Below are 12,583 nucleotides of genomic sequence, written 5' to 3'. Positions count from 1 at the left end.
CCTGGTTGGTTTTTAGACTCAAGACAGCCAAAGTTTAAACGTGACGAAGCGCTTGTGCGGGTATGTGCCGCTTTCGAGCAGCTCAAAGATTATGGTGTGCAAACGGTTATTGACCCATGCCCGTCCGACATCGGTCGCGACGTGGATTTCTACGCCGAGATTGCAACCCGCACGGGTATTCAATTGATTTGCGCTGCCGGGGTGTATTACGAAGCGGCGGGGCAACCCGCTACGTTCCGGTTGTTGGAGGAAGAGGCCATTACCGAAATTTTCGTTAAAGAGCTTCATGATGGCGTGGGCGAAACGGGTATTCGGCCCGGTATTGTCAAAATTGCCAGCGGCGAGCCGACCATGTCTGAGTACGAACGTAAAATTATTCGCGCCGCCAGTAAAGCTGCTGCAATCGCGGGTGTGCCCGTGCTGTCGCACACTGAAAGCTGCCATTGTGGGCATGAGCAAGTGGACTTGGTGACCGGCGCGGGCGTCTGTCCGCATAACTTTGTGGTGGGCCATTCCGATGGTACCGAGGATATCGAGTATCAAAAATCGCTCGCTGAAAAAGGCGTTTTTGTTGGTTTCGACCGTTTCGGTTTGGATATCGAGGTGCCTGATGAGATTCGTATTCGCAACTTCAAGGCCTTGGTCGATGCTGGTTATCGCGACTCTCTGCTGATGTCACACGATTATGTTAACTGCTGGCAGGGTGGCCCTCCCGGTATTCCGCCGGGTGTTTCGACGTCCGAAATTTTGCCGCATTGGAATATGACGCATATTTTTGAGCGCATCATTCCGCAGTTAAAGGCGCAGGGCATGACCGACGCCGATTTTGATCAGATTTTGTGCGGTAATACGCAGCGATTTTTAACGGTAGAGCCCAGCTAACTTGCTTTTTAGCCAGCCCTTGCGCATGCTTCGTCGCACGTATTTTCAGGAATAGTAAACTATGACACCAGCTATTTTGACCATGCTGAAATTGCAGGATCAAATGAATCAGAAAGTCCATCCCGATTGGGTCAGTCAGAATTACGAATGGTATCGGGCGGTTTGGATTGAGTGTGCCGAGTTAATGGATCACGTGGGCTATAAATGGTGGAAACATCAAGAGTGCGATATGGACCAAGTGCAACTCGAGGTCATCGACATTTGGCACTTTGGTTTGTCCGCTATGTTCGATACCGCCAAAGACTTTGAAATGATGGCCAGTCAGATCGTCGAGGCAATTTCGACGCATGATCCGGTAGACATGGATATTCGCACTGCGACCGAGAGTTTGGCCCAGCATTGTCTGCAGACGGGCGGCTTTTCAGTCACCTTGTTTTGGAATTTGCTGACCGCGGCGAAATTAGATTTCGATGCGCTTTATCGCGCGTATGTGGGCAAAAATGTCTTGAACTTTTTCCGCCAAGACAACGGTTATAAAGAAGGCACCTACATCAAGCAGTGGGCGGGACGAGAGGACAACGAGCATTTGGTTGAATTAGTCGCTGACATGGATACTGGCGCAGAAGATTTTGCGGATCGCTTGTACCAAGCTTTAGCACAACGCTATGCGTCGTGCATTGATTAGTCTATGTCTGAGGCTCCAGATAAGCTGTCGACCAGTGCGCTAGCCCGGCAATTAGACATCCCGATCCAGCAGCTATTCGCGGTCTTGCGCGATTACGAGTGGATCAAGCGCGTTGACGATGAATGGGTCTTAACGCAGAAAGGTGAGTTCGAGGGCGGGACCTACCGCAACTCGAAACGCTTTGGGCGCTATATCGTATGGCCGCAAAAGGTAGCGACTCATCCTCTATTGGTAGCGATCGAAGCACAGCAAAGACACAGCGCGGCCGAGTGGGCCGAACGCGAGGGTTTGCCGCATCCGGTCTACATAGAGCGCATGTTGGTCGAGATAGGTTGGCTTAAAGACACACCTCTCGGTACGGTTGTTACGGCCCTCGGTGCTAGCAATGGTGGGGAAGTGGCTGATCTAGGTTGGTTGAAGAGCGGGGTGGTTTACTGGCCCAGTGCAGCAGAACACAACGGTCAGTTGCAGGCGCTAATTCACGCGGTTAAGCGGCCTTTAGAAACAGAACCTCTGCCCAAAAGTGACCTGTTTGAGTTGACTGGGTCTGGCCATTGGACAGCTATTGATGGGCGTGAATGTTCGAGTGCCCTGCAAGCAAGGTGTGCTAACTGGTTGTATTTGCGGAGAATTCACTTCGCTATTGCATGTCAACTGCACGAGGGTGCGGTCGCTGACATTTATTTACCCGATGAGCGGGCTGTGATCTTATTCCAGCCTCACACCATGGGCTCGACTCAGTGGAAAAGGCTGCTCGATAGCCAATCCGTCTTCGAGCGAAACGGCTATCGCGTACTATTGTTTACGACAGAGTCCGAACCGCAAACCGAATACCGTTTAGATCATTGGCTCCGTGAGCTATGGGCGCTTAGATAAAATAACGCCGCATTCGGTGTGGTGCGTGTAAGGAAACTGATCGAACACCGCCCATGCATCAATTGTGTGTGTTTGGGTGAGTGGTTCAAGGTCACGTGCCAAGGTTTCGGGATTGCACGAAATGTAGGCGATAGTGTCTATGCTTTGTGCTAAACGCAGCGAGTCCTCGTCCAACCCGGCCCTTGGCGGGTCCACCAAAATGGCCGCGAAATCGTATTCTCCAAGCGCATGTGGCAGTGCTGCGAGTCGCTTAAATGCGCGTTCGCCACGCAGTGCCTGCGCGGTTTCAGCGGCATTTAGGCGTGCTATAGCGATATTCTCAATGTTATTGAGTGCGATGTTCTCATGTGCGGCGTGTACAGAAGATTTTGCAACTTCAGTTGCCAGTACTCGACGAAACTTTTGGCTTAACGGCAGAGTGAAGTTACCCAATCCGCAATACAGCTCGATTAGGTCGCGTGCGGTGTCTCCAAGGTAACGGCATACCCATTCAATCATTTTGATATTGATTGCCGCATTGGGCTGGGTAAACCCTTGCTCGTAGTAGCGGTAATGATACCTCGTGTCGTTAATGCAAAGAGTTTCGCCAATGCTGCTGTTGTCGAGAACCACTTTTTGCCGACGACTGCGACCAATGATGCGACAACCCAAGCTCTGAGCCAATTCGCGCGCTCTACTTTCCCAATCGTCCGAGAGGGTTTTGTGGTAAATCAGTGTGATAAGAGCTTCATCAGTAGTGCTGGTTAAAAACTCAACTTGAAACAAACGCTCGCGTAGTAGCGGGACACCGATTACAGCGTTTCTGAGGGCCGGCATAAGCCTTTGAATGGTCGTGCTTCCAAATGGGTAGCTGTCGATACGCAGGGGCTCTTTGGGGTTGTCTTTATCGAACATGGCGTAGAACAGGTCGTCGCCGTCATGCCAAATTCGAAATTCTGCACGCATTCTGAAGGCGTCTAGCGGCGAGTCATGCACCGCGGGCTTTAGCTCTGTGAACGGCGCAAATAGCTCAGTGCACCGGCGCGTTTTTTCATTGAGAAGGTCTTGATAACGTGCGGGCTGAAAATCGTTTGGGAGCAAGTTACGTTCCTAGCTTAGGTGGGCCAAAAGAAAGATCGAGCGTATTGTACGCTAAGCTCGGCCCATTTGTCGTAATCTGCATGTTGTCCAAACGGAAGGGCTTGAGTCTTAGGGCACAGCCAATAAGCGGCGCTTGAGTGCTCGGTAAGACTCTTGAGTTGATTGACATCGAGATCACTGGGCGCGCAAAGCAGTAACAACACGCTCCGGCTGGGCGCTGTGCTCGCCAAAAAAGAAGCGAGGGCAGCTTGTTGGATTACGATGAGCTGCTCCATAGCTACAGCCTCATGATTTGCGCGGTTGGATAGAGCGCAAGTAGTGAGTTGAGGTCTGTATCGTGAAGCTCTCCACCAAGTTCGCGAAAAAAGGCGAGGTTTGGTGACTGGCTGGCCCCACGTGGCAAGCCTAGAATATGCGTCGACGTTTGCATCATGGCATAGACTAACCCGAGCTCAAGCGCCAGGTCGCCAGAGCTTTCTGCGCACACAATAATAATGTCTGCAGTCATGCTGGGAAACTGACTATTTTGGCGGCGCTAAGACTGGCTTCTACCCAACTGGCATGCCCAGCGATTTCAATCTCGGGCGGTATATCACAGTTTGGTAGGGCGCTCATGCTGCCTGAGCATACCCAAAGCGGGACCTCGTGGTCGCGTGCAATGTTGAGCCAGCGACTAAGAATGCCTGAGTGTTGTGGTTGAGTAACCTCCACAGCTTCGCCCACAAAGTATATAACACGGATCTCTGCTCGTTGTGCTAGCGCAGCACAAAAGGCTTCTGCATGCTGGTACGTGGTAGAGCCGGGGTGCGAGGCAATAAGAATAGCGTGGGTCATAAAAAAGCGCCCGAAGGCGCTTGGATTTAGTCGTCGCTACCTGTCAAGGCGGTGAGCAGGTGCAGCATATGAATGAACAAGTTGTAGATGTTCAAATACAGCGAAACTGTTGCTCTGATGTAGTTAGTTTCGCCCCCGTTAATGATTCGGCTGGTATCAAACAAGATCATGCCTGACATGATCATGATCACCGCCGCAGAAACCGTCAGTGACAGTGCGGGGATAGCGAGGAAGATATTAGCGATCATGGCCACTACGGCGACCAGTAAGCCCACCATCAAGAAACCGCCCATGAACGAGAAGTCCTTGCGCGTGGTCAAGGCATAAGCTGAAAGGCCGAAAAAGACCAACGCTGTTCCGCCAAGCGCTTGCATGACCAAGGCAGAGCCATTGGGTAGCGACAGATAGGCTGTCAACATGGGGCCAATTGAAGCGCCCATAACCGCAGTGAAAGCAAAGATCGCGACAAGGCCTTTGCTGGTATCCGCCATTTTGTTGACCACGAAAAGCAGACCAAATCCTACCAACATTAATATCAATGCGGCGCCCTGACCCAAGCCAATCGCCATGGATATGCCCGCGGATACGGCGCTCACAACGAGAGTCATTGCGAGTAATAAATACGTATTGCGAAGCACCTTATGCGTGCTGACCAGCGATTCCACCTGGGCATTTGCGTGAGTGTAAACCGGTTTTCCTTGCATCGTTGTACTCCTAAAAATTCATGAATGCGTGCTTTCTTAGCACATTCTTAATAATAGTGACCCTGCGGGAAATTTCCAGTGTTATCGAACGAAAAAAACCGGCCTAAAGCCGGTTTTTCGAAATGATGGTAAGCTACAGGCTAGGCGTTAGTAATTGCCAAGCTGCGGTGTTGTCTGCCATCACGGTATATTGGTACGCAACGCGTGTTCCGTGCGGTAGATCTTGAAGTTTTTCGGCTTGCGCTTCTTTGATTATTAGCGGTTGGCCACGCGATAGATCGCACGAAGCTTGCCGCGAAGCGGGTTTGGCAGATTTGAAATCGACGTATACGTCTAGGCCGCGTTGTTCTGCCTTGGCTTTGTTGACTACACCTTTCAAGATGCAGTTTTGCTTGGCCTCGTCAGCCATTGAAGGCACTGCAATTAACGCAAGTGCTGAGGTTAAGCCCAATAATGCTACTTTTTTTAACATGTCTAGTACTCCTGTTGAAGTTATCTGTCATCTCGACAGTTTCACAGCTTTGTCACTTAATTTTCATGTAAGTGTCATCAAGCTGTAACAATTCAAAGATACTCCCTTCTTTAGCCGTCGTCAATATGTTGCGGATTATTGATTTCAAACAACTTCGACAGTCGACTATGGTCGATTGCTGTGGCTCACTGTCAAAAGCTATAGTGTGGGACGATGAACGATTGATGGTAACGACAGAGGCCCTAAATGAGCAGCATCTTCGACGCGGTGTACCAAAAGAGCTTAGATGACCCCAACGGGTTTTGGGGTGAGGCAGCAACAGGCATATCATGGTCGCGGAAGCCGACGACGATATTAGATGAGAGTCAGGCACCTGTTTATCGTTGGTTTAGCGATGGTGAGTTAAACACCTGCTTTAACGCGCTCGATCGACACGTACGGGCCGGTCGCGGGGAGGCTACCGCCCTGATCTACGACAGTGCTATGACGGGTGAGCAGCGCCGTTATTCTTATTCAGAACTGACTGAGCTTACCGCTCGTTGCGCCGGCGCAATTCAACATCTTGGCGTGAGTAAAGGTGATAGAGTCCTGATCTACATGCCTATGATTGCCGAAGCGGTTGTTGCTATGTTGGCCTGCGCGCGTATTGGCGCCATTCATTCCGTGGTGTTTGGTGGGTTTGCTGCGAATGAGCTGGCCAAACGCATTGATGATGCAGCGCCGAGGTTGGTGATTGCCGCCTCATGCGGACTAGAGCCCAGTCGGGTCGTACACTATCAGCCTCTGCTTGAAGAGGCGCTTGGCCTCAGCGCGCACGATGTTCCCAAGGTACTTATGGTGCAGCGAGATGCGTGGCAAGCGCCCCTACGCCAAGGGCGCGATTACGACTGGAGTGTCGAGGTGCCAAAGGCGTCTATGGCTGATTGTGTGAGCGTTGCGGCCACGGACCCTCTGTATATTCTTTATACCAGCGGGACCACAGGACAGCCCAAGGGTGTGGTTCGGGACAACGGTGGGCATGCAGTCGCCTTACGCTGGAGCATGCAGCATATTTATGATGTTGGCGAAGATGAGGTGTTTTGGGCGGCGAGTGACGTAGGTTGGGTCGTCGGGCATTCGTACATCGTTTACGCACCATTATTGGCGGGTGCGACGACTTTGATGTACGAGGGTAAACCCGTGGGTACTCCGGATGCGGGCGCGTTTTGGCGTGTGATCGAGCAGTATAATGTTAAGGTTTTGTTCACTGCACCCACCGCATTCCGAGCGATTAAAAAAGAAGATCCCAAAGGTGAATTGCTGCTAAATTACGCGACCGATTCGCTAAGTGCCCTATTTTTGGCGGGTGAGAGAACCGATCCAGATACTTTGCACTGGGCGCAGCAAAAATTGGGTGTGCCGGTGGTTGACCATTGGTGGCAGACTGAGACCGGCTGGGCGATTTGTGCCAATTGCTTAGGCATACAAGAACTGCCGGTCAAGGATGGTTCGCCAACGAAACCGACACCAGGCTGGAATTTGTGCGTGCTAGACGAGGCAGGAAACCCTTTGCCACCCGGAGAGCTCGGTTCGTTGGCGGTGAAGTTGCCGCTGCCGCCGGGTGCGTTTCCTACCTTGTGGAATGCCCCTGACCGTTTCATCGAGAGCTATTTGGCCGCTTTCCCGGGTTATTACAATACCGGTGACGCGGGCATTATCGACGACGATGGCTATGCATTTATTCTGTCTCGCACCGACGACATTATTAATGTCGCGGGACACCGCCTGTCGACTGGCGGAATGGAGGAGGTGCTCGCAGATCACCCCGACGTTGCCGAGTGTGCCGTGTTAGGTATCGCTGATGCGATGAAAGGTGAAATACCGATGGGACTGGTCGTGCTGAGCGCTGGCGTAACCCGAGATCACGCCGAGATCGTGACCGAATTGGTGCAGAGTGTTCGTGATCGTATCGGTCCCGTGGCCGCGTTTAAACTCGCGGCTGTGGTCGAGCGATTGCCAAAAACTCGGTCGGGTAAAATCTTGCGCGCAACCATTCGTAAAATGGCAAATGGTGAGAGCGTAACGGTACCTGCCACCATCGATGATCCCGCTATTTTGATAGAAATTCGCCAAGTGCTCGATACCCTGTTAAGGCGAGGGTGATAGGGCGACCGGAGTCAACTAGCTCGAGACATCTTTTAATTTTATTAATAAGCCCCAAGTTGTCGCGGCTAACACGATCAGTAGTAGGACACTAAGAGGGCTTAAATGCTGTCGCTCAATCAGTAAAAACCACGCAAACTGTGCTAGGCACAGCACGGATACAATGGCGATATTTGTTCTGGGCGCAAGTCGCGAGACGACGAGTACCCCAAGCGGCGCACCCAAAGCTACCACGGGGGCTGCTGTCAGCCATTGCTCTATTACCCCAGGTGACCAAGCGCCGGTTAGCGTTTGTAAGACACTGCCATAAACGGATGCGTAAGCCATAATAACAACCGACGTGGGAATGGCGATCGCAATATTCGCTCGATACATCAGTATAAGCGTGCTGTAGACTAACATGTCGATACCAACACCGGTAAACGCGACGGTTGTTAGCCCTCCGATCAGTCCTAGCAGAAGCCCGACTCGCAAGTCGGTGCTTTGATGATGAGATATAAATCCCTTTTGTTGCCGCAGCTCGCGGCCGTAGCGTAGGTGATAGATGCCAAAGCTGGCCCAAAGAACGGAAAATAAGGCTTTGACCGCAAACTCCGAAACCCAGGGTGAAATTGCGAATAAGCCGATAGGCAAGCCGAGCGTGACGCCGATAATGCTACCTGTGAGAACCGTGCGTGCTAGCGCTTGTTTGCGACACCATATCAGCAAACTCGCACTGGTCATCCCGATTGATTGAACAGCCAAGCTGAAGTCGCGGCCTACGTGCGTAGGATAGTCGAAACCAAATACCAGAACGGGAAAGCCAACGGTGCCGCCTCCCATCGGGGTTGAGCCCGCAAAATAACTTCCTAGCGCCATGCTGAGGGCGATTGGCCAGTGCTCGCCGAGTAAGTGCCATGTCTCAAAAGCCACGAAATACGCCGTCCATGCACCGTAAAATACCACCAAAAAGCACAACCACGGGCCATACCGTCGAATGTTCACTGGATGTCGGCTCGCACGGGGATTGCGGTTTCGGCTTTGACTTCTTCAATGACCACATAAGTATGAGTCTGACTAACGAGGGGTATCGTCGCGAGCTTTTCACCCAAGAAGCGCTGGTAGTGCTGCATATCAGTACAGCGTATTTTTAAAAGGTAATCGAACCCGCCGGCCACCATGTGGCATGACTCGACCTCCGTTATGCCCTTCATGAGTTCGTTAAAGGCTTTTAAATTGGCGGTGCTAGTGTTCGTCAGTAAGACTTGTATAAAGGCGAGCGTATTGGCTTTGAGCTTATTCCCGTCGGCCAGTGCAACGTAACTCTTGATGTAGCCCTCTCGTTCTAAACGTCGGACACGCTCTAAACACGGCGTAGGCGACAGAGCAACCTTCTCAGCAAGTTCGACATTCGAGATGCGTCCATTTTTTTGCAGGATTTCGAGTAGCTTACGGTCTATTCGGTCCAGCGTTTTCTTTTTGTCAGTCATAGGCGCAGAGTTAAATATTAAAAAGCGGGTCAATAATAGCGAATAACTCTGTCGAAAGCTTGTCATCATGCGCAAAAGTTCTTGAGGAAATGACTATGTCAAATACTGTTGTTGCTTTTGAAGGTGTACCGGGGTACCCGATCGCTCCAGACGAGCATACGTGTGTCGAGCATCTGCTGCAGACCTCGGCTTTGAGCGAGGAGCAACGTCAGACGATTGTGGCATCGGCGATCGCGATGGTTGAAGCCTGTCGATCGCAAAGTCACAAGGCGGGCACTCTCGATGCCTTTTTGCAGGAGTTTGGTCTATCAAACAAAGAAGGCATTGCACTTATGTGCCTAGCGGAAGCGCTACTGCGCGTGCCTGATGAGGAAACCGCTGATCGTTTGATTGCCGAGAAATTAAGTTCGGGCGATTGGAGTTCACACAAAGGGCGCTCGGAGTCCGCTTTTGTAAATGCTTCAGTGTGGGGCTTGATGTTGACGGGCTCAATTGTATCGCTCGACAAATCAATGACCAAAGATACTGGCGATTGGATGCGACGGCTGGGAGCCCGGCTGGGTGAACCCGTGATTCGAGCAGCAGTGTTGCAAGCTATGAAGATTATGGGCGGGCAATTTGTTTTGGGTCGCACGATAAAAGAGGCACTCAGTCGCACTCATAAAGCGTTTAAAAACGGCGGCCGATTTTCGTTTGATATGTTGGGTGAAGGCGCGCGGACAGCCGAAGACGCAGAACGTTATTTTCAATCCTATCGAGACGCGATCGCGGCGATTGTCGAAAAGCGCAGCGGTCTTGGTGCCATCGAGAGTGACAGTATTTCTGTTAAGATTTCGGCCTTGCATCCGCGCTACGAAGAGCGACAATCAGCGCGCGTAATGGGCGAGCTCTACCCGAAGCTGTTGTCATTGGCGGAGTTTGCTAAGTTAGGCGGCATAGGCTTGAGCATCGATGCCGAAGAATCGGAGCGGTTACAACTGTCGATGCGTTTATTTGCGCGTTTGGCCAAAGAGCCAAGGTTGCGTGGATGGAACGGTCTGGGCTTTGTATTGCAAGCCTACCAAAAGCGTGCCGTGAGCGTGACGCACTGGCTAGCCGAGTTGGCGCAACAGACGGGTCGGACAATTCCTGTGCGACTGGTTAAGGGAGCCTACTGGGATCGTGAAATCAAACACTCGCAGGAACTCGGCCTTACCGATTACCCCGTGTTTACTCGCAAATGCCATACCGATTTGTCTTACCAGGTGTGTGCTGAATCTTTGCTGAGTTACCCTGAGTTGTTGTATCCCCAGTTCGCAACGCACAATGCGCATACCATTGCTCTTATACTGGCGTGTGCTAAGCCTGCGCAAGCATTCGAGTTTCAGCGCTTACACGGCATGGGGCATTTGCTCTACGAGACTCTTGGTGCGCAGCGGCCTGACGTGCCGGTTCGCGTTTATGCTCCAGTGGGTCAACATCGAGATTTACTCCCATATCTGGTTCGCAGATTGCTTGAAAATGGTGCGAACTCGTCCTTCGTCAACCGTTTTCTTAATGCTCAGGTTCCGCCTGCAGACTTGGTACAAGATCCTGTCGTCATGACGCAGATGCAATCTGTTTATCGTCACAAAAAACTGCCGGTACCCAGGGCTTTATACGCGAACGAGACTCACTGCTGGGCGAATGCCAGCGGTCTTGATCCGCAAGATGCGAGTCACTATCCAGAATTTGAGCAGGCGATCGATCGAGTAAGAACACATCCTGTCACTGCCATGCCAACAACTCGGGTGCATGCAGTACACGACAATATCACGAGTACACCGATAGTGAGCCCCGCAGAGCAAACACTGGAGGTGGGACGCGTTGTTGAGGCAACTATTGACGACGTCGATCTTGCGATCGCCCGCGCGGTGGCCGCGTGGCCAACTTGGATGCGAGTCAGCGTTGACACAAGGTCGCAAGCTCTTGAAGCGGCTGCCGAGAAACTTGAAACACAGTTATTCGACTGGGCCGCGTTGATCAGTCTGGAGGCGGGCAGAACGCTTGATGATGCGGTCTCTGAGGTTCGCGAAGCCGTTGATTTTTGTCGTTACTATGCGCAGCAGGGCCGGCGCCTATTCAGTCAGCCCCTTGTCTTACCCGGGCCCACAGGAGAGACAAATCGCCTAGTTTGGCAGGGCCGCGGGGCTTGGGTTTGTATTAGCCCCTGGAATTTTCCGCTTGCTATTTTCATCGGGCAGGTGGCGGCCGCACTGGTTGCTGGTAATACCGTGTTAGCGAAGCCTGCAGAGCAGACGCCTCTGATCGCTCACAAAGCCGTTACCTTATTGCACGAGTGTGGAATTCCCAATGAGGTACTTCAGTTAGTGCCGGGTGACGGCGCCGTGGTCGGAAAAGCATTGGTTAAGGACCCAAGAATAGCCGGTGTTGCCTTTACCGGCAGCACCGAAACCGCGCAGGGAATTAATCGTGCGCTGGCGGCAAAGAATGGTCCTATTGTGCCGTTTATCGCCGAGACAGGCGGTATCAACTGTATGATTGTCGATGCCACCGCGCTGCCAGAACAAGTAGTCGATGATGTGATGGTATCTGCGTTTCAGAGCGCTGGGCAGCGCTGTTCTGCCTTGCGAGTCCTGTACCTACAAGAGGATGTGGCTGACGGAATCATTACTATGTTACGGGGCGCGCTAGCCGAATGGCGGGTGGGTCATCCCTGGCATCCCGAGTCCGATATGGGGCCGTTGATTGATGAAGAGGCGGCGCGGCAAATACGCCGTCATATTGAAAAGCTCTTGCAAACCGAAACATTACTTGCCAAGTCTCCAGTAACGGACACTCCACGCTCCGGGTACTACATTGAACCCCATGTGTTTGGGATCAGCCGTCTCGATCAGCTTAAACGCGAAGTGTTTGGACCCGTACTGCATGTTATTTCCTACAAAGCCTCCGAATTCGAGCAAGTACTGCAAGATATCAATGAATCGGGCTACGGCCTTACCTTAGGGGTGCACAGCCGTATTGACGGCTTTGCGCAACAGGTATTCGCCAATACACGGGTCGGCAACACTTACGTCAATCGCAACATTGTCGGGGCAGTCGTCGGCGTAAATCCGTTTGGGGGGCAGGGACTTTCGGGAACGGGCCCGAAAGCAGGCGGGCCCAATTATTTGCAGCGCTTTGCCCTGGAACGCACCTACACCGATAACGTCGTGGCGAAGGGCGGTAACACCGACTTATTTACGATGGCTGATGATTAAGCTCTGTTGAAGAGGCCGACTAGGGACTGAAACAAGGGTTTTAGTTGTCGATATTGCCGCAGGTAGACCTGCTGGTATATTCCATCGTAAAGCTGAGCGTTGGTTTTACTAGGTTCAAAGCGCCGACCAGTGCCTGTCATCGCTTGGCAGGCAGTTTCTATTGTCGGGTACATTCCCAAGGCCGCAGCACCTACGATGGC

At 52.1% G+C, this 12,583-nt stretch carries 11 protein-coding genes and 1 pseudogene; 5 read left to right on the top strand and 7 right to left on the bottom strand.

All coding sequences use genetic code 11. The features are described from left to right. The 3 genes from ACTF5Z_RS08860 to ACTF5Z_RS08850 form a co-directional block, all read left to right on the top strand. On the top strand, positions 1-882 hold an 882-nt coding region (locus ACTF5Z_RS08860), incomplete at its 5' end, for a phosphotriesterase family protein (protein ID WP_438985320.1). 61 nt (positions 883-943) lie between these two features. Further along, the gene (locus tag ACTF5Z_RS08855) at positions 944-1,567 is read left to right on the top strand and encodes a dUTP diphosphatase (protein ID WP_438985319.1); all 624 of its coding nucleotides are present in this window, start codon (positions 944-946) and stop codon (positions 1,565-1,567) included. A gap of 3 nt (positions 1,568-1,570) precedes the next feature. Then, positions 1,571-2,443 (top strand): hypothetical protein, encoded by an 873-nt coding sequence (locus ACTF5Z_RS08850; protein ID WP_438985318.1) that lies wholly within the window; start codon positions 1,571-1,573, stop codon positions 2,441-2,443. Here ACTF5Z_RS08850 and trmA read toward each other — a convergent pair. From trmA to ACTF5Z_RS08830, 4 genes are all read right to left on the bottom strand, one after another. Further along, on the bottom strand, positions 2,426-3,523 hold the full coding sequence (gene trmA / locus ACTF5Z_RS08845; RefSeq protein WP_438985317.1) for a tRNA (uridine(54)-C5)-methyltransferase TrmA: 1,098 nt from the start codon (positions 3,521-3,523) through the stop codon (positions 2,426-2,428). The genes ACTF5Z_RS08850 and trmA overlap by 18 nt on opposite strands. 504 nt (positions 3,524-4,027) lie before the next feature. Continuing rightward, positions 4,028-4,357, bottom strand: coding sequence for a DsrE family protein (locus ACTF5Z_RS08840; RefSeq protein ID WP_438985316.1), 330 nt, complete (start codon positions 4,355-4,357; stop codon positions 4,028-4,030). A 26-nt stretch (positions 4,358-4,383) separates the two neighbouring features. Then, the gene (locus ACTF5Z_RS08835) at positions 4,384-5,061 is read right to left on the bottom strand and encodes a Bax inhibitor-1/YccA family protein (protein ID WP_438985315.1); all 678 of its coding nucleotides are present in this window, start codon (positions 5,059-5,061) and stop codon (positions 4,384-4,386) included. Positions 5,062-5,194: 133 nt separating this feature from the next. Then, complete coding sequence (locus tag ACTF5Z_RS08830) at positions 5,195-5,533, bottom strand: hypothetical protein (RefSeq protein WP_438985314.1); 339 nt, start codon at positions 5,531-5,533, stop codon at positions 5,195-5,197. 246 nt (positions 5,534-5,779) lie between these two features. On the opposite strand from ACTF5Z_RS08830, the gene ACTF5Z_RS08825 reads away from it, so the two are divergent. Next, complete coding sequence (locus ACTF5Z_RS08825) at positions 5,780-7,675, top strand: propionyl-CoA synthetase (protein WP_438985313.1); 1,896 nt, start codon at positions 5,780-5,782, stop codon at positions 7,673-7,675. 18 nt (positions 7,676-7,693) lie between these two features. Here the strand turns inward: ACTF5Z_RS08825 and ACTF5Z_RS08820 are convergent, their stop codons facing one another. Together ACTF5Z_RS08820 and ACTF5Z_RS08815 are read right to left on the bottom strand one after the other, a co-directional pair. Beyond that, positions 7,694-8,659 carry a sulfite exporter TauE/SafE family protein gene (locus tag ACTF5Z_RS08820; protein WP_438985312.1) on the bottom strand — a complete coding sequence of 322 codons (966 nt, stop codon included), beginning with the start codon at positions 8,657-8,659 and terminating at the stop codon, positions 7,694-7,696. Further along, the gene (locus tag ACTF5Z_RS08815) at positions 8,656-9,213 is read right to left on the bottom strand and encodes a winged helix-turn-helix transcriptional regulator (RefSeq protein ID WP_438985311.1); all 558 of its coding nucleotides are present in this window, start codon (positions 9,211-9,213) and stop codon (positions 8,656-8,658) included. Before ACTF5Z_RS08815 ends, ACTF5Z_RS08820 begins: the two co-directional genes overlap by 4 nt. 26 nt (positions 9,214-9,239) lie before the next feature. On the opposite strand from ACTF5Z_RS08815, the gene putA reads away from it, so the two are divergent. Then, positions 9,240-12,383, top strand: a complete 3,144-nt coding sequence (putA, locus tag ACTF5Z_RS08810; protein WP_438985310.1) for a bifunctional proline dehydrogenase/L-glutamate gamma-semialdehyde dehydrogenase PutA — start codon at positions 9,240-9,242, stop codon at positions 12,381-12,383. On the opposite strand, the pseudogene ACTF5Z_RS08805 reads toward putA, so the two are convergent. Continuing rightward, positions 12,380-12,583 (bottom strand): annotated as a pseudogene (locus ACTF5Z_RS08805) (carbohydrate kinase); the annotation flags it as partial. The gene putA and the pseudogene ACTF5Z_RS08805 sit on opposite strands and share 4 nt — an antisense overlap.

The sequence above is a fragment of the Aequoribacter sp. genome, from assembly GCF_965659035.1.
Classification (GTDB): domain Bacteria; phylum Pseudomonadota; class Gammaproteobacteria; order Pseudomonadales; family Halieaceae; genus Aequoribacter.
This window is presented reverse-complemented; position numbering and strand designations above follow the sequence as displayed.

Coding starts and splice junctions, on each gene's coding strand:
- ACTF5Z_RS08830 (WP_438985314.1), bottom strand. CDS start 5,533: ATGTTAAAAAAAGTAGCATTATTGGGCTTAACCTCAGCACTTGCGTTA.
- putA (WP_438985310.1), top strand. CDS start 9,240: ATGTCAAATACTGTTGTTGCTTTTGAAGGTGTACCGGGGTACCCGATC.
- ACTF5Z_RS08840 (WP_438985316.1), bottom strand. CDS start 4,357: ATGACCCACGCTATTCTTATTGCCTCGCACCCCGGCTCTACCACGTAC.
- ACTF5Z_RS08815 (WP_438985311.1), bottom strand. CDS start 9,213: ATGATGACAAGCTTTCGACAGAGTTATTCGCTATTATTGACCCGCTTT.
- ACTF5Z_RS08850 (WP_438985318.1), top strand. CDS start 1,571: ATGTCTGAGGCTCCAGATAAGCTGTCGACCAGTGCGCTAGCCCGGCAA.
- ACTF5Z_RS08855 (WP_438985319.1), top strand. CDS start 944: ATGACACCAGCTATTTTGACCATGCTGAAATTGCAGGATCAAATGAAT.
- ACTF5Z_RS08835 (WP_438985315.1), bottom strand. CDS start 5,061: ATGCAAGGAAAACCGGTTTACACTCACGCAAATGCCCAGGTGGAATCG.
- ACTF5Z_RS08825 (WP_438985313.1), top strand. CDS start 5,780: ATGAGCAGCATCTTCGACGCGGTGTACCAAAAGAGCTTAGATGACCCC.